The organism is Actinokineospora diospyrosa, assembly GCF_024171925.1.
In the GTDB taxonomy this organism is placed as follows: Bacteria; Actinomycetota; Actinomycetes; order Mycobacteriales; family Pseudonocardiaceae; genus Actinokineospora; species Actinokineospora diospyrosa.
On the sequence record NZ_JAMTCO010000008.1, the window covers coordinates 40426 to 61563 of the forward strand.

A 21138-nucleotide genomic window follows, 5' to 3' on the forward strand; every position below is an offset into this window, starting at 1 on the left:
TCAGATGGTCTCCAAGCGCTGGTATAGCTCGGCGATCTCGCGGTCGAGCAGTTCTTCGGCGGTCAGGTCCAGGCCGCCGAAGGCGGGCTCGGGCTCGGTGACGAGCTCCATCGGCTCGGCGGCCGACCGGACCGGCACCCCGATCCGGTCGAGCAGCATCGGCGCCAGTTCGCGGGTGGTCGGGTAGTTCCAGACGACGGTGGCCGACAACCGGGTGCCGAACCGCTTCTCCAGCCGGTTGCGCAGCTCCAGCGACATGATCGAGTCGATCCCCAGCGCCTTGAGCGGGCCGTCCGGGTCGATCCGCGCCGCGGGCAGCTTGGCCACCTCGGCGACGCACTCGCGCACCATCAGCTCGGCGGCGGTCGGCCGGTCGTCGAGGTCGAGCAGGCACAGCTGGTCGCGCGCGGACAACGCGGCCGGGTCGGTCGCGGCCCTGGTCTCCGCGCGTGCCAACGTGATCCCGATCGCGCGCACCAGCGGCGCGCCCTCGACGTCGGCGAGAGTCAGGTCCGCGCCGCGCACCAGCGCCCCTGGCCTTCCCGGTGCCACGTCGCGCCGGTGGACGAGCACGCGTTCGATGTGCTCGCAGTCGAATCCCTCCCCGGCCTGAGCGGCCACCCCGCGCAGGGCCGAGGCGAACGCGGTCGCGATGTCCGCGCGGCCGGTGCCCGCGCCTGCGGTGACCTCGATGACCTCGACCGCTGCCGAGGCGACCTCGGTGGTGTCCGCGCCGTCGCGGGCGAACACCCGGACGGTGGCGTGCTCGCCGGTGCGCAGGACGACGGTCTGGAGCAGGCCGGGGCCGACCGGGCGCGCCGTCAGGTCGGACAGCTCCACCACCCCGGTAGGGAAGGTCTCGGCCACCGCGGCGAGCACGACCTCCATGACCCCGGCTCCGTCGCGGGCATCGCCGTGCGCCCGCTGCCAGTAGGAGGCCCCGGGGTCGATCGGGGAATCGAGCCGCTCCCCGAGCACCGGGTGACCACCGGCGCCGACGCCGCGCGGCGCACCCGGTGAGCCGATGTGGTCGAGCCAGAACCGTTCCCGCTGCCACGGGTAGGCGGGCAACCGCGTGCCGAGCCTGCCGGGCGTGCGCATCGCCGACGGCACGCCCAGCACGGTCAGGCCGCCGAGGGAGTCGAGCATGGTGGCCCGCTCCGGTTCGGCGCGCCGCAGCGACGGGAACACCGCGGCCACCGCGTCCGCGTCGGCGATGACCTGCTCGACCGCCGGGAGCAGGATCGGGTGCGGGCTGATCTCCACGAACGCGGTGGTCCCGGCGTCGAGCATGGCGCGCACCTGGTCGCCGAAGAGCACCGGCTCGCGCAGGTTGTCCACCCAGTAGCCCGCGTTGAGGTCCGCGCCGTCGGTGACCCGACCGGTCACCGTGGAGTACACCGGGACCCGCCCGCGGCGGGGGGTGACCGGCCGCGCCAGCTCGAGCAGGTCCGCTCGCAGCGGGTCCATCTGCGGGCTGTGCGAGGCCACGTCGACCTTGACCCAGCGGTGGAAGACCCCGTCGCGGGCCAGACCCGCGGCGATCTCGCGCAGCGCCTCGGGGTCCCCGGACAGGACTGTCGCGTTCGGACTGTTGTTCACCGCGACCGAGACCGCGTGCTCGTATCCACTGAGGACAGAGGCGGCCTGCGCCATGGTGAGCTCGCAGGCCAGCATCGCGCCGCGACCGCTGACCCCGCGCAGCAGCGCGCTGCGCCCGCAGATGATCCGCACCGCGTCGGCCAGGCTGATCGCGCCCGCCACGTGCGCGGCCGCGACCTCACCCATGCTGTGGCCGACCACGGCGTCCGGGGTGACTCCCCACGAGCGCCACAGCTCCGCCAGCGCGACCTGGACGGCGAACAGGGTGGGCTGCACGACGTCGATCCGGTCCATCGCGGACCCGGGCCCGGTCAGCTCGTCGAGCACCGACCAGCCCGCGTACTCGGCGATGGCCGCGTCGACCCGGCGCAGCGCGGCGTGGCAGGCGGGCTCGTGGCGCAGCAGCTCGCGGCCCATGCCCGGCCACTGGGAACCCTGGCCGGGGAAGACGAAGGCGATCTTCGGCCTGGTCGCGCTCGCGCCGACGCGCACACCGGCGGCGTCCCCGTCCGCCCCGAACGCGGCCAGCGCGGTCGCGACCTCGGCCGTTGACCGGCCGACGACGGCCAATCGGTGCTCGCCGTCGGCGCGGCGGGCCGTCGCGGCGGCGAAATCGGCCAGGGTGTCCCGGGTGGTTGTCGTCTGGGCTGTCGTTGCCCTGGGTGTCGCTGCGGATGTCGTCGCCGCGGATGTCATCGTTGTGGCCACCCGGGACGCGCGTTCGCGCAGGGCGGGCAGGCACCGCGCGGAGAGGGTGAACAGCTCGTCCCGCTCGGCTGCGGGTGTGCCGAGACCGAGGGCGGCGAGCTCACCCAACGGGTCGGCGGCACCGTCGCGGCTCATCGTGGCCACCGCGGTCGGCACGATCTGCCGCAGGGCGCTGCTCAGGATCGGGTTGGCGCTGATCTCGACGAACACGCCGTGCCCGGCTGCGAGACCCTCGACGGCCCGGTGCAACCGGATGGGGCTGCGCAGGTTCTCGGCGAAGTAGTCGCCGTCGACCGCGCGCCAGTCCACCGGTTCGCCGGTGACCGTGGAGATCATCGGGATCCGGCCGGGACGCGGCTGGACGCCCGCCCCGGCGGCCCGGAACTCCGCGAGGGCGCGGTCCAGCTCGGGGCTGTGCACCGCGACGTCGATGCGGACCATCGCGCACCGGACACCCTCGGCCTTGAGCACGTCGAGCACCGCGCCGAGCGCGCCTGCCGACCCGGAGAGCGCGCTCGAGCGGGGACCGTACTCGGCGGCGACCACGACGTCCGGCCCGGTGAACCGGGCCAGGTCGACCGCGGGCAGCTCGACGGCCGCCATGCCACCGCCGGTGCCCGCCACCCGGGCTTGCGCGCGGCTGTAGAGGTGGACCAGGCGCGCGCCGTCGGCGAGGTCGAGCACGCCCGCGAGCACCGCCGCGGTGATCTCGGCGAAGCAGGCGCCGACCACGGCGTCGGGTCGGATCCCGCAGGAGTCCAGCCAGCGCGCGATGCCGTACTGGATCGCGAAGGCCATCGGCTGGGCGATGTCGACCGCGTCACCGGCGCCGTCGTCGGCCGCGAACATCCGCCGCCGCACCGACCACCCCAGGTGCGGTGCGAGCGCGGCGTCGCAGTCGGCGAGCGCGGCGCGGAACTCCGGTTCGGCGCGGAACAGGTCGCGCCCCATGCCCGCCCACTGCTGCCCGTGCGGGGAGCACACGAACGCCACCCGGGGCGCCTCGACCGGCGCGGCGACCGGTCGGGGAGCGGGTGCCGGGTCGTACCAGCCGCGCAGGACGACGTGGACGTTCGTGCCGCCCCAGCCGAAGGAGCTCACCCCGGCGACCGCGGGCCGTTCGTCGGGCCACGGTTCCACCGCGACCGGGACGCGCAGGCCGAGGTCGTCGAAGGCGATGTGCGGGTTCGGCCGCTCGAAGTGCAGGTTCCCCGGGATCTCCCGGTGCCGCAGGCACAGCGCGGCCTTGATGAGCCCGGCGACCCCGGCCGCGCCCTCCAGGTGGCCGATGTTCGACTTCACCGACCCGATCACCAGCGGCCGCTCCCGACCCGCGCCGAGCACCGCGCCGAGCGCGGCCGCCTCGATGGGATCGCCCAGTTGCGTGCCGGTGCCGTGGGTCTCCAGGTAGTGCACGTCGGCGGGCGCGACACCCGCGTTCGCGTACGCGTCGCGCAGCACCTCCTGCTGGGCGAGCGGATTCGGTGCGGTGAGGCCGTTGCTGGCACCGTCGTTGTTCGCCGCCGAACCCGCGATCACGCACCAGACCTCGTCGCCGTCGGCCAGCGCGCGCGACAGCGGCTTGAGCACCACGACGCCGCAGCCCTCGCCGCGGCCGTAGCCGTCGGCGCGGGCGTCGAAGGACTTGCAGCGCCCGTCGGGCGAGAGCCCGCCGAACCGGGTCAGCGCGACCGTGGTGGCTGGGCTGAGCAGCAGGTTCACCCCGCCCGCGACGGCCATCGCCGATTCGCCCAGCCGCAGGCTCTGGCACGCGGTGTGGATCGCGAACAGCGAGGCCGAGCACGCGGTGTCCACCACGACGCTGGGCCCGCGCAGGCCCAGCGCGTAGGACACCCGGTTGGCGATCATGTTGACGGCCCGCCCGGTGGCCGAGTGCGCCGCGGTGTGCTCGGGGGCGAGTCCGGCCAGGTCGGCGTAGTCCCGCCAGATGGCGCCCGCGAACACCCCGGTCCGGCTCCCCGCCAGCCGCGCGTCGGCGACCCCGGCGTTCTCCAGCGCCTCCCAGGCGACCTCGAGGAACAGCCGCTGCTGCGGGTCCATCTCCTGGGCCTCGCGCGGCGAGATCTCGAAGAACAGCGGGTCGAACTCGTCCAGCGGCTGCGCCAGCAGCGCTGCCTGGTCGGTGGCCATGGTCGCCGGGTCGGTCGGCCAGCGGTGCGCGGGCACCGGTCGCACCGCGTCCACGCCGCCGCGCAGCAGGTCCCAGAAGCCGTCGGGGTCGTCGGCGCCGGGGAAGCGGCAGGCCATGCCGATCACCGCGATGGGCTCGTCGGCACCCGGGCGGGCGGTCGCGCAGGCGCTGGTCACCGCGGCGCTGGTCACGGCCGCGCCGTCGCGGACGAAGGCGGCGAGGGCGTCGACCGAGGGGTAGGCCCACAGCGCGGAGACCGGCACCGCCGCGCCCAGCTCACGCGAGAGCGCGGCGGCCAGCTGGGTCGCGCGCAGCGAGTCCAGGCCGAGCTCGGCGAACCGCGCGGCGGGATCGACCTCGGCCGCCGGGCGGTCGAGCAGCTCGGCGACTGCTTCCCGCAACCAGGCGTGTAACGGGACCGGCTCCACATTCACTCCAGTGATCGAAGGCAGGCGCCGACCAGCGGCGCGGCAGATTCACGGCAGGAACAAGCAAAATCGCTCGGGCGCGCGGCGATGTGCGTACCGTCCCGGTGGGGGACGTGGACCGCGCCATGGGCAGCTCAAAGATGACTATCCGTTGATGAAAATGTCCCCCGGTGGCTCAGTGTGCGCGGAGGTCCGCCCATTCGGGGTGTCCCACCACCCCGGATGTCGCACCGTTGTCGCGCTCTGCGACGAAGTTACCCACCCCGGCCAAAACGGTCAAGCGACTTGACTATATTGCGCCGTTCGGTGGTGTGGGCCGTCCCGCCGCCAACGGCGGATCCGGTCGCGATCGCCGTGCGGCACGGGGATGGCGAACGTGGACCCGAATGGGCGAATCATCGTGATCGCACACCGAACCCGGCGTGCGGGGATCGTCGGGGGAGTGGCTCGCCCGAACTCGAGTGCGCTCACCCGGCGCGGGTGGGTCCGCCCCCACAACTAGTCAAGCGACTTGACTAGTTGTGGGGGCGCCGGCAGCCTTCGAGGGGACAACTAGGAGGAGGTCCGCATGTCGTTCGTCAGTCACACGGTCGAGACCGCGCCCGAGGGTTCCAAGCCCATGGTCGAGGGTGCGCGGAAGAAGTTCGGTTTCATCCCCTCGCCCGTCGCGCGGATCGCTGAGTCGCCGGAGCTGTTGGCGACGTTCATGGGCAACACCGCCGCGTTCGACCGGTCGTCGCTCGACGCGCTGCAGCGCGAGGTCGTCATCATGGCGATCGCGATCCGGGTCGAGTGCCACTACTGCGTGGCGCTGCACTCGGCGACGATGACCCGCCAGTCGGTCGACGGGGAGGTCATCGGGGCGCTGCGCGAGGGCAAGCCGCTGGCCGACGCCAAGCTCGAGGCGCTACGGCAGTTCACCACCGCGGTGCTCGCGACCAGCGGCGGGGTGTCCAAAGAGGACCTGGAGGCGTTCTTCGCCGCGGGCTACGACCAGCGCAACGCCCTGGACGTGGTGCTCGGCGTCGGCACGTACACGCTGTCCACGTTCGCCAACCGGTTGACCGAGGCCCCGCTCGACGCCCCGTTCGAGGCGCACCGCTGGGAGCCTCACCACACCGGGCGCAACGCCACCGCCTGACCGGACGCGGTGACGATCCGCTGGAGATCGGCGCGCAGGTGGTCGACCTGATCGGCTCCGATCAGGTCGACCCAGCGCGCCTCGATCTCGTTCCAGCGCCGCACCACGCTCGCCACGCAGGCCCAGCCGCGCGGCGCCAGCACGACCATCCTGCTGCGACGGTCGGTCGGGTGCGGCCTGCGCTCCACGTAGCCGCGCGCCTCGAGCTCGTCCACCAGTTGGACCGCGGCCTGCTTGGTCACCCCGAGGTGCACCCCCAGTTCGACCGCGGTCGCCCCCGCCTGGCGGTGCGAGAGGTACTGGAAGACGAAGCCGTGCGCGGGCCGGACGTCGTCGAACCCCTCCGCGGCAAGGGACTCGTGCACCTCGTCCATGACGGTGCGGAACGCCATGGCCAACAAGGCGGGGATCTCGGCGGTCAACACCTCTCCTTTGGTCAAGTGCCTTTACTTTATGTGCCGCCCCGCCCATGCGCACCACCGCCGCCCGCCCCGTCCCGAATTCTGATACGGGCCTTGACAACCCGCCCGCCGCGTAGACGATCACCATTCCGTTCTGAAGTGGATGATCAGGCGGCTGACCGACAGCGCCGTCGCGGCGAACCCGTGCCGGAAGCTGGGGATCACCGTCAACCGTCGGCCCGAACGCGCCCCCGCGACACCGACCCGCGTCGAGGTGGACGCTAGGTATCCGATTACTCGCCGTCACCACGCTTCGACGGCGCGGGCGCCGACGGACCGCACCTGCCACCCGAGGGGGAGCGAAGCCCGTCTCAATCGCGGTGGGTGTGGAACTTGCGCGGGTGTCGCGACGTCCCCAGGGGTGAGTGGGAAGGGGGCTCGGTGACGACTTCACGGGTGGGTTCGGTGGATGGGTTGCGGTTCGAGGAGCTGGGGTTGCTCAGCGGCGGGCCGGGGCGGGCGGCTGAGGTGGCGATCGTCGCGATGCTCGATGCCAATGTGCTGCGGATATCGCGTGGGGGCGCGGTTACCGCGATCAGCGGGCCGACCGAGCAGTGGACTTCGTTGGAGCGCAGTGTGCGCCGGTTGACGCCGCGGACGTTGGGGAGCCTGGTTCGCGCGGGAGCCGAGAGCAAACCGATCACGAGACTGCGGGACGGGCTGGTCGAGCGCGGCTACCTGCGGTCCGCGCAAGCACGGCGCAAGGCGCGGTGGACGCGGTGGCTGGTGCTCGCGGTGGCCTGCGCGGCGTTCGGGGGCCTGCTGTTCACCGAGTTGCCCATGCTGGCGGCGTGCGTGGTCCTCGGCGCTGGGTTCGTGGCGGCGGCGGTCGTACAGCGGGGTGAACTGCCGCTGACTCCAGCCGGGCGGGCGGCGGTACGGGAGGTGTGGACATCGGCGGTCAGGTCGAAGCAGCGGCTCCCGTTGGTCGCCTCGCTCGGGTTGAACGGGACGATCCAAGGGCAGCCCGTCTGGGAAGCCTTGGACTTGGACCCGGTCGCGGCGTCGACGTTGGAGCGGCGGCCCAAGAACTCCTCAGGTAGCTCCGGTGGGTGCGGGAGCTGCTCGGGTTCATCCTGCAGCGGCGGCGGCGACTCGTCCTGCGGCGGCGGGTGCGGTGGCGGCGGTGACTGAGGCTTTCCGCCTGCGTCAGGGATAGTGCGCCGAACGCTCGAATCCCGGTCGCGGGAGTCGGGTGCGGCCACCTGTGGTGACCGCACCCGACAGCACCGGTTCCCGGTCTAGCTTCGGACAGGTCCGGATTCGGTCAGCGGCTGACCAGTGGTGCGAACGCCGCGTGCACGTCGGCGTCGGTCGGCACGACCTTCTCCTTCACGTCGCCCACCGTGCTCGTGTTGAGGAACTCCGGGCAGGTCGCGCCGCCGATCTCCAGCGTGACGTCGGACAGCACCCGACCGCTGGTCAGCTCGATGGCGCGCACCGGGACCGCGATGCGGTGGAAGGACACCGTGCTGCGCCTGCGGAGCCCGCCGATCTCGATGTAGGGGCAGCTCTTCGCCACTGAGCCCTCACCGGATGGGCCCACGCACAGGACGACGGTGGCGTTCGCGACGTCGTCCACGACCCAACCGGCGGGCAGGCGCGCGGTGAACTCGCTCGAGCCCGCGACGTACGCGCGGCCCGGCGGCGCGTGCGGTGGCGCGGCCGTGTACGGGGGAGCGGCGTCGCAGTAGCGGGGCCTGCCGGTCGAGGTACCGAGCGCGGACCGCACGGCCGCCAGTTCGATCGCCCACTGGGCCTTCTGCGCGCCTTCCTTGGCGCGCGGTGTGAGTTCGTGGTTCGGGTACATCGCGACCAACGACTTGTACCGGGTGAGGGCTGGTTGCAACGACTGCCGCGCCAAGAGGCTGTCGGCACACGACAGCAGTGCCTTCGGCTGAAGGCCGGGCACGACGTCGGCAGCGCGGCCCAGCAGGTCGCCTTCAGGTCGGTGGTCGCGCAGCCACTGGGTGACGTCGGCGACCTCGCAGTTCTCGCGCTTGGGCAGCTCGGCGAGGAAGTCGTCCAGCACGTGGCGGACCACGTTGTCGTACGCCGGTTCGTCCTTCAGAAGACCCGCCAGACCGGTGAACCCCTGGTCCAGCGCGGCATGCCTACCGTTGAGCCCGGTCTTGAGCGACGCGGCGGACGCGGCAAGCCGCTGGCACGTAGCCGTGGCGTGCTCGCCGCGCGCGACGAGCGGGGGATCGGCGAGTCGGTGCGCGAAGGACAGCCGCGCCACCTCGGCGACGGACTTGTCGCAGTCACCACCATCGCGGGCGGCGTCGCTGTCGGACTCGATGCCCGCGGCGTCCACGCGCACCAGCGTCACGACCACCAGCACCGGCAGCACCGCGGCGACGCCGATCACGCGCTGCCGCCGCGGACTCGGCACCTGGCCGCTCTTGGCCGCGATCCGCCAACCGTGCCAGGCCAGGGCGCCCGCCCACAGCACGAGCACCAAGTGGAAGAACACGTTGCGGACCACGAGCGCGGAGACCAGCAGGTAGCCGATCGTGACCAGGAACGCGAGGACAGCGAGCCAACGCCTGCGCAGCAGGAGATAGCCGATGCCCAGCAGGGAAGCGTTGCCGAGCGCGGCGGCGAGCGGGTCGACGGCGGGCGGCGGGGTGGGCTCCGGCTGCGGCCAATGGACCGGTGCCGGGCCGAGCGGAACGTCTCCGACGGTCTCCGAACCGGTGCCCGCGGTGTGCGCGGCTGTCGGGGACTGCACCGGGATAGGGCCGGTGTCGGGCTCGAAAGGCGCCACGGGCTCGGTGTCGGCAGGCCGCGGGGTGGAGTCGGCGTCTGACTCCGAGTCCGCTGACTCCGAGTCCTCCGGACGGCGCTCGGAGCCGAGAGCGGACGGGGGTACGGCGACCGGCTCGCCACCCACCTCCCGCGGTCTCTCGTCGTGCGGCTCCCGCGGCGTGGTCTCGTCCACAGTCCTCCCCTTCACAGCGGGCCCCTCGTCGGGCCACAGCGCCCCACATAGTGGCGGGGCGGGCCGTTCGCGTGGGCCGCATTCGCACAGTCGTGACCAAACGTCGGGCAACCGGACCACTCCACCCGTCCGGGGCCGAGGCATAGCAGAACGGGCGGGGCGGGGCATATACCCCGTGGTCGTCATGATTTCTGTTAACTGGCAAGGGTTTCCCGACCTGCCCGGATCATTAGCATGAGGTGCACCGACACATCGGAGGCGGCATGTACCTCACCCGGGTCCGCAGGCGTCCGCTAGTCCTTATCGGCGCGCTGTTATCGGCTGCCGCGCTGCTCTCGGGGAATGTCACCGCGACCGCGGCTCCACCCGACCAGCCCGAGCACCAGTGGCAGTACAAACACTGGCCGCGCCAGCAGCCGTGGCAGCAGGCACGGGACGGGGCGCGGGTCGCCGCGTCCGACGGGTTGCCCGGGCCGATCGACCCGCAGAACTGGGTCAACCCCGACCACATGACGTGGGAGCGGGACTACCGGAGTATCCCCGGTACGAACTGGGCCGATCCGGCGGTCAAGGGCTCGAAGCGCACGGTCAAAGGCGCTTTGGTCCTGTTGGACTACCGCAACCAGCCCTTCGTCGTGACCCAGCCCGCGCGTTCGACCGTCTTCGGCAACCCCGGCACCGAGGCGCACGACGTCCCGCGCGCCCAGGTCGCCCAGTTCTACCAGGACTTCCTGAACAAGCCCGGCGCGCTCAACCGCGGTCACACCGTGCACGAGTACTGGATGGAGAACTCCGGCGGGCGCTTCGGGGTGGACCTGAAGGCGTTCGGCCCATACACCATGCCCGGCAAGGACCACGAGTACGGCATGGAGTTCCAATCGGGCACCGGCTGCCCGGCTGGCGACCGCTGTACCCGCGACTTGCGCACCGACGGCCGTGCCGCCTGGGTCGCCGCGGCCGGGTCGCAGGTCCCGGCCGGGTTCGACTTCATCTACTACCTGTCCGCCGGCCAGGACGAGTCCAGCACGTGGCAGGAGTTCGGGCCGATCAAGTTCGCTACCAAGGCGGACGTGCCCAGGGCGTTCGGCTCGCCCGACCCGGCATTGCCGAACTCGGCGCGCACCCGGTACGTGGACTGGACCTCGTGGGCGTCCGCGTCGACGTTGTGGCCCAACGCGGTCACCGGTTCGTCCACGCAGGCGGAGAGTTCGGGGCAGGGCGTGTTCGCCCACGAGCTGACCCACATCCTCGGTATCGGCGACAACTACGGGAATCCGTTCGGGAGCCCGCCGCGCCGGGACTACTCGGGGATCTGGGACATGCTCTCCCGCGGCGCGTTCAACGGCCCCGGCGGCCCGCACTCCCGCTGGGTCATCCCGGCCACCGCGGGTGCGTCGATGGGATCGCAGCACACGTTGCGCAACAAGCTGAAACTCGGCTTCCTCGACGAGGTCAACGTCCTGCGCCTGTCGCGAGACGCGCTGGCCCAGTCCGGCGCGGTGATCGCCAGGGTGACCGCGCGCGAGGTGCGACCGGGCGCGACTGGGCTCTCCGGCATCAACATCGTGCTCGACCGGGGCGACCTGTCCGCCAGGTGCGACATCCGCACCAACCCGTACTGCGACGGCGGCGGCTACCAGAACTACACCGTCGAGGTCGTGGACCGGATGGGATCGGACTCCTTCACCCCGGACTCCGGCGTCCTGCTGGCCAAGACCAAGAACACCGACGACGCCCCGTTCACCTGGGTGGTCGATGCCAACCCGCAGGACATCGGCATGACCGACTACGTGCTGCCGGACGGCCGCAAGGTCCCCATCACCATCGGCGACTACCGCCAGCTCTCCGACGCGCTGCTGCACGCGGGCACGGGGTCCGGCAGCGAGTACGAGTACGTCGATCAGGCCAACCGCCTGCACTTCTACGTGCTCGACATCAAGCGCGACGACAAGGGGATCTTGTCCTACACCGTCGCCGTCCGCTCGCTCAGCGGCGCGGGCCCGCAGAAGCGCGGGGTGCAGGTGCAGCCCACGTCCGCGCGCACCGGCCCGGACGGCGTGGCGACGTGTGTGTTCCCACTGTCCAACACCGGCACCGGCGCGAGGCCCGCCGGGCAGCACCCAGAGGACGTCAGCGCCTACCTCAACGGCGACGTCTACCGCGTCACAGCCAGAGACGACCGGCCAGAGTGGACGGTCGCCGTGCCCAACGCGCTGGCCACGGCGCAGTTCGGTGCGAACGTGCAGGTTCCGGTACACGTCAAGCGGGACAGCGGTTCCGGACCGGCGACGGTGACCTTGACGGCCACTTCGGAGAGCAACCCGAGCGCCACCACGACCACCACCTGCACCGTCGACGGCTGACGAGACTGCGGGGGCGGGCTGATCCGCCCGTCCCCGCGGCCTGCTAAGACCCCTTGATCCGTTCGACGAGTTCGTCGCGGAACGCCTGCGCCGCCTGGAACTCCGGTTCGTCACCGGTCGCCCGCTTCAACGCACCTTCCAGAATCTTCAACCCTTGGCGTTCGTCACCACGCGCATCGGCCTGCCTCGCGGCGTTCTCCATGGCTTTGGCGAGCACGGTCCGCGCCTCGGGTTCCTTGGTGGCCTCGTTGATCCGTATCCAGTTGCCACCCGGATCCACGACGGTGAACCCGGTGTACCGATCGTTGCGCAACCGCGGCCGGGTCATGCGCGGGATGCCGGAGATGAGCAGTTTCCCGTGCACAGACCGCATCCCCGCGGCGAAAGCCTCAAACAACTCACCGGTGTCCGCCACGATGACCAGACAGGTACTGTACGACTGCGCCGGGTCGTACCCGTCCATCCCGAAGAAGTGCAGATTGATGTCTTCCCTCCGCAACGCAACATACGGATTCGGCCGCACCTGCCGATAGGTGATCTCGAAGCTCAACATCTCGTAAAACGACGCGATCTCATCAACAGAAGAACAGGGCAAAAGCGGAATAGTCAGTTCGTTCGCCACCACCCGAAGCTAAGCCAAGCCCCGCCGAAACGACACGAACCAATTTGCTCAAGCGAACAACCCTCCGACGCCTTCCTCCCCGCAGGCCGTGGTGGTGGGCGCAATCAGGCGCCATCGACATCACAGCAGAGCGGTCGTGAGAGCGGGACGTCGACCGATTCGCCGTCTCCCATGCCTTCGCCGTGCTGCGACTGTTGCGCATGGTCGACCACGAGAAGATTGTCGAGATCCTTGCGTTGCGTCATCGACTCGCGGTCCTGCTTAGACAACTCGCTGATCAGCGCCCACGGCTGCGGCCCGAGGACAGGTGGCGACGCTTTCGTAATTGTCCGTAGGCAGATCAGTCTTCTCGAGTCTGGAGCTGATTGGCCCGCGCTGGCGGGCACTGGCTTGGGAGGCGCTGACTGCGGGTATGTGCCACCCCGGTGTGTGAGCTACAGGCGGGCAGTAACGGGTAGGTCGGCGGAGCTGTTGCGGCTACCCTCGCCCTCGAACGCAGCGAGTCCTGCGGCCAAGCAACTGGTGGACCTACCGACCTGGCTGTGGCTGACTGCCTCGTGGGCGCCGGTGCCGGGGGCTCGGTGACCGGGGCCGCGACACCGACCCCGGTTGCCCTGGGTAGTGGGCGCACGCCACCGAACTCTCAGTAGACATGAGGGTCAATGCTACCGATGTTGTGCCCAAGCGCAGCCAGCCAGCATTGGGCTCGGTACTCTTCGTGAACAGTCTCCACCATGAGGAGTGACGATGGTACGGCGCTGGGTGCTCGCACTGACGGCGGCTATAGGGGTCGTTCTTGTCAGCTTCGCCGTGCTGGTGTGGTACTTGGCCGAACAGGCACTGGGGCCAGCACCGGAGGTACGGACGTCGTCCCCGGCAGGCATGTCGGCGTGCGGATACCAGCCAGGGGTCACTGGCTGTGATCCGCCAGAGTTGTCGGCTGGGACGTTGGCGTTGATTGCTCTGCTGGCGATGGGCGGAGTGGGTGCGTTGACCGCCGTTGTGGTGGATATGGTGCGCTGTAGGCGGCTGCGGCGCGGGCATGTCGGCGTGGATCACGATTGATAGTCGGCGCTGTTTCTCCTTGTTCGCTTGCCCTGCGATGACAGACGACGTTTGCTGCGGCCAATGCACTAGGTGGGGCAGCTTGACCTCAAGGGGTCATTGCGCCACCGTGTTTGGCCAGTAGTTCGTTGAGTTTCTCGACTGGTTTGTACCAGTCGAGGGTCTGGCGGGGTCGTCCGTTGAGTTCGCGGGCGACCTCGTCGAGGTAGGCCTGGGAGTGGACCGAGAGGTCGGTGCCTTTCGGGAAGTACTGGCGCAGGAGTCGGTTGGTGTTCTCGTTCGTGCCGCGTTGCCACGGTGAGTGCGGATCGCAAAAGTAGACCGGCATCCCGGTCGCCATGGTGAACACCGCGTGGTCGGCCATTTCACTTCCCTGGTCCCAGGTGATCGATTTCCGAAGGAACTCGGGCAGGGTTTTCATCTTGTTCGCCAGTAACAACGCGACACGGTCCGCGGACCGGTCATGCGGGACCCGGATCAACATCACGAACCGGGTTTGCCGTTCCACCAGGGTCAGGATCTGCGACTTACACGCCGACCCGAGAATCAGGTCGCCTTCCCAGAAGCCGGGCACGGCCCGGTCCTCGGCCTCCTTCGGGCGTTCGCTGATGTTCACCATGCCCACGATCAGGTCGTGCCTGGGCCGCTTCGCCGATGGCGACACGCGTTTCGCCCGACCGGACCGCAGGGCCTTGTACATCATGGCCCGCAGCTCGCCTTTCCCCTGGACGAACAAGGTCCGGTAGATCGTCTCGTGGGACACACGCATCTCCGGCTCGGTCGGGAACTCCACCCGTATCCTGGTCGCGATCTGCTGCGGTAACCATCTCGCGTTCAGCCCGGCCATCACATAATCCCGCAACCTGCCCGACCGCTCCACCTTGCGAGATTTCGGACGCGCCCGCAGCACCTTCGCACGTTTCCCCGCCCTGGTCGCCCGATAAGCCAGCCGGCCGCCATTCCGGGCGACCTCCCGAGCAACCACCGAATGATGACGACCCAACACCCCGCCAATGAACCGAAAAGATCGGCTCGCCCGTAACTCCCGCGAAATCGTTTCCCGTTCCTCGGCACTCAACACCACACGACACGCCACAGACATGACCTCCGATCACTAGTACCCCGAGATCATCTCACGCCTGGCGCATCGACCCCTTGAGGTCAAGCTTCCCTAACACCGATGGCGTGATCATTCGTCCGCTCCGGTCCCCCCGTGCGGCACTGGCAGCATTCGAAGGTGATGATAACCCGTCTTGACGAGACCGCGTTGGCGGAACTCAGCCAACGCGCGCGCTGTGGAAGAGAGGCTGAGATCTGCCATGTGCGCGAGGTCCTGCTGGGTCAGCGGGATCGGGATGAGGATTGAACCGTCGTCGGCCGGTTGACCCCAGTTGTCGGCGAGATCACGGAGGATCTCCAAGAGTCGGTCCTTGCCCGTCTTCGCGGCCGCCGAGTGCCGTCCGTCCTCTTGCGCCAATACATGGACGGCGAGCGCCCGCATGACCTGACTCGCGAGAGCGCGGTTCGCTGCTACCAGGTCAAGGAATCGAGAACTGGTCAGGACGCTCGCCGCCACCTCGGTCACCGCGGTCGCTGTCGTGGAGCTACGCAGGCTGGCCATTGCTGCGGTCTCGCCAACGAGGGTCCCCGGGCCGCGGAAACCATGCGTCACCGTGAGGCCAGAGCCGGTCTTGCTGATCTTCACAAAGCCGCGGTCGACAAGTTGCACCGTGGTGCCTGGGTCACCTTCAACTGCGAGCGTATCGCCGCGACGATACTCACGGCGAGTGCTGTTCTCGTGCCACAGTGCAAGAACATCCCGTGTGAAGGTGACGGCATGACCCGATACGGGGGGTTGGACCGGGACCATTGTGAGCGCCTGCTCGATCTCGGCGCGCTTGGCCAACCACCTGGCTTCGTCACCTCCCCACTCGCGGGCCAAGGCCGCCACGACTTCACGACGGGGCAAGCGATCGCCCCGCAGCGCGGCGTAGAGGGTCGAGCGAGGAATCCCGGTCCGGGCGCCGATCTCACCGACGCTCCGCGTCCTGGCACCAGCAGCGTCCTGCAGCCTTCGCAGCGCTGCCGCGAACTCGGCCACTGGCCCAGCGGCGGGATCGATGGGCGTCGGCAACCTCGACATCGGCACCTCTTGTCTCGCTTAGTACCATCACTATACTAGTGCCGACTTGTTTCGCCCTTTGACACAAAGGAGCTGGGCTCATGGGAAGCGATCGCCCTACCCACCGCACGTTGCTCGTGCTGGTGGCGGTCCTGCTGGGCGTCATAGCGGGCCTGGTCACCGGCATCCTGTTGGTCGTGGGTGGGGTCGCGCTGGCGGCGGCGTTCTTGGGCGGCGGTGCGGCCCTCGGGGCGACCGTGCCTGTGGTTCTGGTGATCGAGAGGGAGCTGGGCTACCTCGACTAGTCGTGGGCTTCTTGGGGAAATTGACCACCAGGAAGTCGCGCAGCGCCGTTACCCGTGCTGGCTGGTGGCGGTCCGAGGGAACCACCAGGCAGAGGGGTGGTCCTGGATGTCGTGGTCGGGCAGTACTGCGGCCAGAAGGTTATCCTGACCCGCACCTCTGTGCATCGGGCTAGGAACACCGCCACCACGTCTGGCAGGACAGCGGCACCGGCATCCGGACGGGCGGCCGAGCGGACTATGCCGTGAGGGCCCTCGGGTGTTGGACGAAATCTCGGTGTGGGCTCTGCTCGGCCAGCGGCGGCACTTGCTCGAACAATGGCTGCTTCTCGCCGGGGGAGAGATGGATGGCTGGGGCGTCGTGGTTCGAATGCGCGGGACTGATCGCCAACACCAACTCACCCGACCGGTCGCCTAACTGCCGTCGTGGCACGGGCTCGTCCTGATGGTTCTGGCCTGCAGGCGTCAGCGCTTCGTACGGAGTCGCGGTGGTCGCTTGAATGTCCGTGCTTGGTCTCGACAAGCCAAGTCGACAGGCTGTCCTCGCCCGACCGCCGCGTGAGGCCAGCTACGCACCCGTAACGGATATCTGCCCTTCTTGGAACGGCCACAGGTGCGACGCGACGACCTAGTTGACGACAGGGTGACAGGGACGAGGCGAAGCATGCCAGACGTGGGCGTAAACCTCGACGGGGTCAAAGTTGAGCTCACGTCGGCACAACTAGCCGCGATCCGCGCTCGATGGCGTTCAATCTCTCTACCAGGGCCCCTGCCTCCTGATCGAAGATCGGGCTGGACTAGCGCTTGCTCCGACGGCTTGTTCGTCGCCGTTGAGGTCGGAGACTGTGCGGGCCAGGCGGCGGATTAGGTCTTGGGCGGTCCTTGGTGGTGGCAGGCATGCGCCTTCACATAACGCCTGATCGCGGCGCGTTCGGTCTCAACGGGCCATAGCGAGCCTGGGCTGTGGCGTAGCTAGGAAGGTCGGCGGCTGTCCTGGATGGTTTCCCGCGCTTCGCGCCGCAGTCAGAGCTGAACACCTAGGTCCGGTGCGAGACTGTTGGGGGGGGGGGGCATCGATGAAGGGTGGGTTCGCTGTGCCCGCGGAGGAGAAGTCGGACCGGTCGGGGGACGCCGAGGTGGTCAATCAGGTCATCGGCCACGAGACTGGATCGTCCAGGCACACACGATAAACGGGGACCTGCACCTCGGCGGTGGGCCTCCTACTGGCCGCCCTTTCGTCGACTGGCATCCGTTCGACTTGGATATCCACCGGGCCATCACGGTCGACCGGGACCTGCCCGACCTCCCCACGTATCTGCGCCGACGACACGACGACGAGTTGGCCGCGGCGCTGGATGAGGCGCGCTCGACGTTCATCGTGTTGACCGGGACGTCGTGCACCGGGAAGACCCGTGCGCTGTTCGAGGCCATCCTGTCCCACGACGAGCTGCGCACTTGGTCGCTGGTCTACCCGAGAACTCCGGGTGACCTGCTCGCGGTCGCTGCGACCAGACCGCGGCAGGGAACGATTCTGTGGCTCAACGAGACCCAGAACCACTTCGCGGGCCAGCGCGGAAGTGAGGCGGCTGCTGCGCTCCGCAGGATCCTGGAGTCGGACGACCCGCCGATCGCCGTCGGCACGCTGTGGCCGCAGCACTGGTCGCGGCTCGAGTCAGACAACTCGTCCGTGAGCGGACTGTTGACGCACAAGACGACTCGTGTACGAGTCGCCGACCGGTTCAGCGTGGCCGAGCAGGGCGCGGGCGCGGCGCTGGACCTGCGACTATCGATCGCGGCGTCGAAATCCGGTCCCGATCGCGCGGTCATCCAGACACTGACCGGCGGCCCGGCGCTCGTGGAAAGTTTCGAACACCCCGACGACGTGGAGGACCGTTTCGCCACGGCGATCATGTCGGCGGCGATGGACGCTAAACGGTTCACCTTCCGATCCCTATACACGTCGGCGTTTTTGGAACACGCCGGGGCGGGATATCTGCTCGGGAGCGACCGGATCGACCCTCCAGCGGACTGGTTCATTCTCGGCCTTCGCCGGGCGACTCGCCCCAGCCGGTTCGGCATCACCGCGCTCCGCGGTCGACGCAGCGCTCCAGGCCCTGGTCCCGCAGACGGGTTCGAGCTGCACGACTATCTCGACCAGCACGGTTTAATGGCCCGCGAGGTCGTGACGCTGCCGGATTCGCTCTGGGCCGCGCTCGCTGCACACACCACCGACCCTCGCGAGCGCCTTCGCCTGGTGAGACCGGCATTGGACCGGATGCGCTACGACAGTGCCCGATCCCTGTACGGCTCCGCGAACGACTGTTCGGTGTGGGAGAACCTGCGACTCATGGACGCTCTCATCGACCACGGCTGGATCGCCGAACTGCGCGCGGCGCTGAACCGCGTGCCGGACAGGCAGTTGCGAGTCTGGTTCGGCGACCCTGTCATGTTCGCGCTCAGGCGCTTAGAGGACCAGCGGCGCTGGCACGACCTCGAAGCCTGTCTGCGACTCTTCGCTCGCAAGCAGATCGAGGTCGAATGGGTTTATGTGACCCTGACGAAGGTGCTCGTCCGATGGGGGCGAGTCGAGGAAGCCAAGGCATTGGTCCACGAGCACCCGAGCGAACGGGCGAGGTCGGTCCTGGTGTCTGCGCTCGCTTCGGACGACAATGCAGCCGAGGCTGCATCGTTTGACAGCGGCCTTGACAACATGGACTGGTATGCAAGTCACTTGGCTTCGCTCGGGGACATCGAAGGCCTGCGCCAGTCGTCGTTGGTGGGCGCGTGTGAGCCCCTCTTCGACCTTCGGCTCCAACGCGGCGATGTCGCCGGAGCCCTCGAGGCACTCATGCCTGTCCCAGATTGGCCGAGCCTTTCCGCCCGCCGAATCCGACGCTGGCGGAATCGAATGGCTGACAAGGCGTCAGCCGCTCTCGTCGCATTCGAGGGCCTGGACTGGGCTATCGAGCAAGTGTGGAATGTCAGGAACTTCGACGCCACTATCAAAGTCGGTAGTGGTGATCACCTTCCCGGAGTCCTCCTCGTGCTCTTGGCGGATCTGCTCGCGGCGGCGGGTCGGTGGGACGATGCGTTGGATCTGATCGGTGCCGCACCAGACGCACACGCCGCGTGGCAGGCCAGACAGTTGGCCAAAGCGGGGCGACTCGACCGCCTGCGTGCTCTCGCCGAGGGCGGCGACGTGGAGGCCAAACAGGTGCTTGTGGATTTGCTCCTCTCACGGGGCGAGGTGGACGACGCGTTGGCCTTGTTGAGGTCTGACGGGTTTCAGCGCGCGACAGTCCTTACCAAGCACAAGCGGTTCGACGAGTTGCGGCGGCGGGCGGTCGTAGGAGACGAGTGGTGTTGTCGGGAGTTGGTCGCGCTGGCACAACAAGGGCGGTTGCCGGACGGGCAAGTGTTGCTTCAGCACGGACTTCGGTCGGACGGTCGAGCCGCATGGCCAGATGAGACCGGGTGAGTGTCATTCGTCGGGGGCGACGGCCTGGGGCGTCGGTGTTGTGCTCCGTTTCGGTGCTTTACACGGGAGGCAAGATCTCCAGCGTGGTCAGCGGCGTGGTCGCGGTCAACGGCGTTTGCCCCACGTGGTGCAGCGCACGTCGTTCATGGACGTTAGGAACTCGTCGACGTGACGGATCTCAAGCTGGCCAATGCGATGCCCATGTCTTGTATCCGGAGCATGGCTTCGTCAAGCCCGCCGTGAAACCGAGGACCCCGCCAACTGGGAACCCGACCGACCGATGTGGTTGCTGCACGGCACATCCGGGCCGGGCAGAAACCACCCGATCAGAAGACGACGAACGTGAACCCCGGTGTCGCTCCAGACGAACTTACCCTCGTCCAGTTTCACTGCGGTGGTGTAGACAGACCGGGTGTCGTTGTCGCACTTCTTGTGCGTCGTGTTGCTCAACCGGATGGCCCCCGGGAACACGAAGAAGTTCAGCGTCGCGGACACGACGCTGGTGTTCACGTCGAAGAGGGCGGTGAAGTTCAAGCAGTACTGGCCGGTGTCGACACGCCGGACTTGCTCAACGTTCCTGCCGCGCAGCAGATTGCCGTCCTTGTTGACCACGGCGGCGTAGGACGCGTAGGGCGCTAGCACCGGATTGTCGGCCGCAGCGGTCCCCGCCGTGGCGACCGTCGTGAGACCGGCGGCAAGCGCCGTCACCAACACGGAGATTCGTGTCCTGCCCAGCATCTTATCTTCCGTTCGTATCCCGATGTGCGCTCTCAGTTGATGACGAGGGTGAACCCGCTGTCGGCCCACGCCTTGGCGTTGTCGCAGAAGTTGGTGGCGTAGGTCGGGACCGCGATGAAGCGGTCCCAGTTCAGCGCCGCGGTCGTGGGGATTGCCTCCCCGGGCACGAGCCTGCTGTCGGTGAACGTGACGCAGTACCTGCCCACGTCCTTGCGGACGACCGAGTCCACCCAGTGCGGAACCGCCAAGTGGAGTCGCTTGAACCAGGCGCGGAGTCCTTCATCCCAGGTCAGGAAACCCCGATACCGGCGGCCGCTGCCGCTGCCGTCTGCCACAGATCGCCCTCGTCCTGGGCGGAGAGCACGTCCGGCGGCCGCCGCCTCCAGTTGCCGAAAGAGATCCTCGACTCGCTGGGAGCGGCCCTGCGACGCGGATATGCCGCTGCGGCGCTCGATGGGCTGCGGTTGCGCCTGGGAGTGTCGTTGAAGTTCACGGTCGAGGCCGTCGGTGACGACCAGGTGCGGCGGCCCCTGCACATGGTCGGCCACCAGGATCTGGGAACGCTGAGCCACGGCTTGGTCGACGCGCGTGTGCAGGTATATGAGAATGTTGGTGTCGATGACCGCTTCCAGCAGACTGGGCTTGTTGTCGAGGACCTCGGCATCCACCGTGAAGCTGAACACGAATGCGTGAATCCACACCAAAGGCCGCCGCCCGGCCCCGCGACCCGGGTCGTCTACCATCCCCAACGGACAAGGTAACCAGGAGAGGGACACGTGGGCTGGCTGATCCTCTTCCTACCGACCGCGGCCGTCTGGGTGGTTCTCATCGGTGCGCTCATCAACCACTCGGGTCCCATCGTCACGGTCCCGCTGGGCGTCGGCGCCCTCCTCGGCGCCTTCGCGATCCTCACCCAAGAGCCCTGGCTCCTGGTCCCCGTGGTCCTCGCCTGGGCCTGGGGCGTCGCCATGCTCGTCCGAGCCGAACGACGCACGCGATGACTGCGGGCGCA

At 68.9% G+C, this 21138-nt stretch carries 15 protein-coding genes; 6 read left to right on the top strand and 9 right to left on the bottom strand.

Features of this window, described 5'->3' with window-relative positions:
* Complete coding sequence (locus tag LV75_RS16305) at positions 1 to 4896, bottom strand: type I polyketide synthase (protein WP_253887765.1); 4896 nt, start codon at positions 4894 to 4896, stop codon at positions 1 to 3.
* 562 nt (positions 4897 to 5458) lie between these two features.
* Between LV75_RS16305 and LV75_RS16310 the strand changes: the two genes are divergently transcribed.
* A complete protein-coding gene (locus tag LV75_RS16310) occupies positions 5459 to 6031 on the top strand; it encodes a carboxymuconolactone decarboxylase family protein (protein WP_253887766.1) in 573 nt (190 codons plus the stop codon).
* Here the strand turns inward: LV75_RS16310 and LV75_RS16315 are convergent.
* On the bottom strand, positions 6001 to 6456 hold the full coding sequence (locus LV75_RS16315; RefSeq protein ID WP_253888133.1) for a MarR family winged helix-turn-helix transcriptional regulator: 456 nt from the start codon (positions 6454 to 6456) through the stop codon (positions 6001 to 6003). The two genes, LV75_RS16310 and LV75_RS16315, sit on opposite strands and share 31 nt — an antisense overlap.
* 417 nt (positions 6457 to 6873) lie before the next feature.
* On the opposite strand from LV75_RS16315, the gene LV75_RS16320 reads away from it, so the two are divergent.
* Positions 6874 to 7626, top strand: a complete 753-nt coding sequence (locus tag LV75_RS16320) for a TIGR04222 domain-containing membrane protein (protein WP_253887767.1) — start codon at positions 6874 to 6876, stop codon at positions 7624 to 7626.
* 133 nt (positions 7627 to 7759) lie between these two features.
* Here LV75_RS16320 and LV75_RS16325 read toward each other — a convergent pair whose 3' ends face one another.
* Positions 7760 to 9436 (bottom strand): DUF2628 domain-containing protein, encoded by a 1677-nt coding sequence (locus LV75_RS16325; protein WP_253887768.1) that lies wholly within the window; start codon positions 9434 to 9436, stop codon positions 7760 to 7762.
* A 263-nt stretch (positions 9437 to 9699) separates the two neighbouring features.
* On the opposite strand from LV75_RS16325, the gene LV75_RS16330 reads away from it, so the two are divergent.
* Positions 9700 to 11799, top strand: coding sequence for a M6 family metalloprotease domain-containing protein (locus LV75_RS16330; RefSeq protein ID WP_253887769.1), 2100 nt, complete (start codon positions 9700 to 9702; stop codon positions 11797 to 11799).
* Positions 11800 to 11842: 43 nt separating this feature from the next.
* Here the strand turns inward: LV75_RS16330 and LV75_RS16335 are convergent, their stop codons facing one another.
* The 4 genes from LV75_RS16335 to LV75_RS16350 all read right to left on the bottom strand — a co-directional run bounded on the left by LV75_RS16335 (position 11843) and on the right by LV75_RS16350 (position 15587).
* Positions 11843 to 12421: a DUF8817 family protein gene (locus LV75_RS16335; RefSeq protein ID WP_253887770.1), complete on the bottom strand. Its 579-nt coding sequence runs from the start codon at positions 12419 to 12421 to the stop codon at positions 11843 to 11845.
* A gap of 104 nt (positions 12422 to 12525) precedes the next feature.
* Positions 12526 to 12666 (bottom strand): hypothetical protein, encoded by a 141-nt coding sequence (locus LV75_RS16340; RefSeq protein WP_253887771.1) that lies wholly within the window; start codon positions 12664 to 12666, stop codon positions 12526 to 12528.
* Positions 12667 to 13574: 908 nt separating this feature from the next.
* The gene (locus LV75_RS16345) at positions 13575 to 14567 is read right to left on the bottom strand and encodes an IS30 family transposase (RefSeq protein ID WP_253887772.1); all 993 of its coding nucleotides are present in this window, start codon (positions 14565 to 14567) and stop codon (positions 13575 to 13577) included.
* Between the two features lie 108 nt (positions 14568 to 14675).
* Entirely contained in the window at positions 14676 to 15587 is a 912-nt protein-coding gene (locus LV75_RS16350) for a cyclic nucleotide-binding domain-containing protein (protein WP_253887773.1), read from the bottom strand.
* A gap of 122 nt (positions 15588 to 15709) precedes the next feature.
* Between LV75_RS16350 and LV75_RS16355 the strand changes: the two genes are divergently transcribed.
* Positions 15710 to 15913: a hypothetical protein gene (locus LV75_RS16355; protein ID WP_253887774.1), complete on the top strand. Its 204-nt coding sequence runs from the start codon at positions 15710 to 15712 to the stop codon at positions 15911 to 15913.
* Between the two features lie 1255 nt (positions 15914 to 17168).
* Positions 17169 to 19388, top strand: a complete 2220-nt coding sequence (locus tag LV75_RS16360) for a hypothetical protein (RefSeq protein ID WP_253887775.1) — start codon at positions 17169 to 17171, stop codon at positions 19386 to 19388.
* A gap of 228 nt (positions 19389 to 19616) precedes the next feature.
* Here the strand turns inward: LV75_RS16360 and LV75_RS16365 are convergent, their stop codons facing one another.
* Positions 19617 to 20126, bottom strand: a complete 510-nt coding sequence (locus tag LV75_RS16365; RefSeq protein ID WP_253887776.1) for a hypothetical protein — start codon at positions 20124 to 20126, stop codon at positions 19617 to 19619.
* Between the two features lie 32 nt (positions 20127 to 20158).
* On the bottom strand, positions 20159 to 20809 hold the full coding sequence (locus LV75_RS16370) for a PIN domain-containing protein (RefSeq protein WP_253887777.1): 651 nt from the start codon (positions 20807 to 20809) through the stop codon (positions 20159 to 20161).
* A gap of 93 nt (positions 20810 to 20902) precedes the next feature.
* Here LV75_RS16370 and LV75_RS16375 point away from each other — a divergent pair, with 93 nt between their 5' ends.
* Positions 20903 to 21127 carry a hypothetical protein gene (locus tag LV75_RS16375; protein ID WP_253887778.1) on the top strand — a complete coding sequence of 75 codons (225 nt, stop codon included), beginning with the start codon at positions 20903 to 20905 and terminating at the stop codon, positions 21125 to 21127.
* Positions 21128 to 21138: the final 11 nt, after the last annotated feature.

What these genes read in the sequence shown, in the direction of transcription:
- LV75_RS16310 (WP_253887766.1), top strand. Translation starts at nt 5,459, where the DNA reads ATGTCGTTCGTCAGTCACACGGTCGAGACCGCGCCCGAGGGTTCCAAG.
- LV75_RS16330 (WP_253887769.1), top strand. Translation starts at nt 9,700, where the DNA reads ATGTACCTCACCCGGGTCCGCAGGCGTCCGCTAGTCCTTATCGGCGCG.
- LV75_RS16340 (WP_253887771.1), bottom strand. Translation starts at nt 12,666, where the DNA reads ATGACGCAACGCAAGGATCTCGACAATCTTCTCGTGGTCGACCATGCG.
- LV75_RS16355 (WP_253887774.1), top strand. Translation starts at nt 15,710, where the DNA reads ATGGGAAGCGATCGCCCTACCCACCGCACGTTGCTCGTGCTGGTGGCG.
- LV75_RS16365 (WP_253887776.1), bottom strand. Translation starts at nt 20,126, where the DNA reads ATGCTGGGCAGGACACGAATCTCCGTGTTGGTGACGGCGCTTGCCGCC.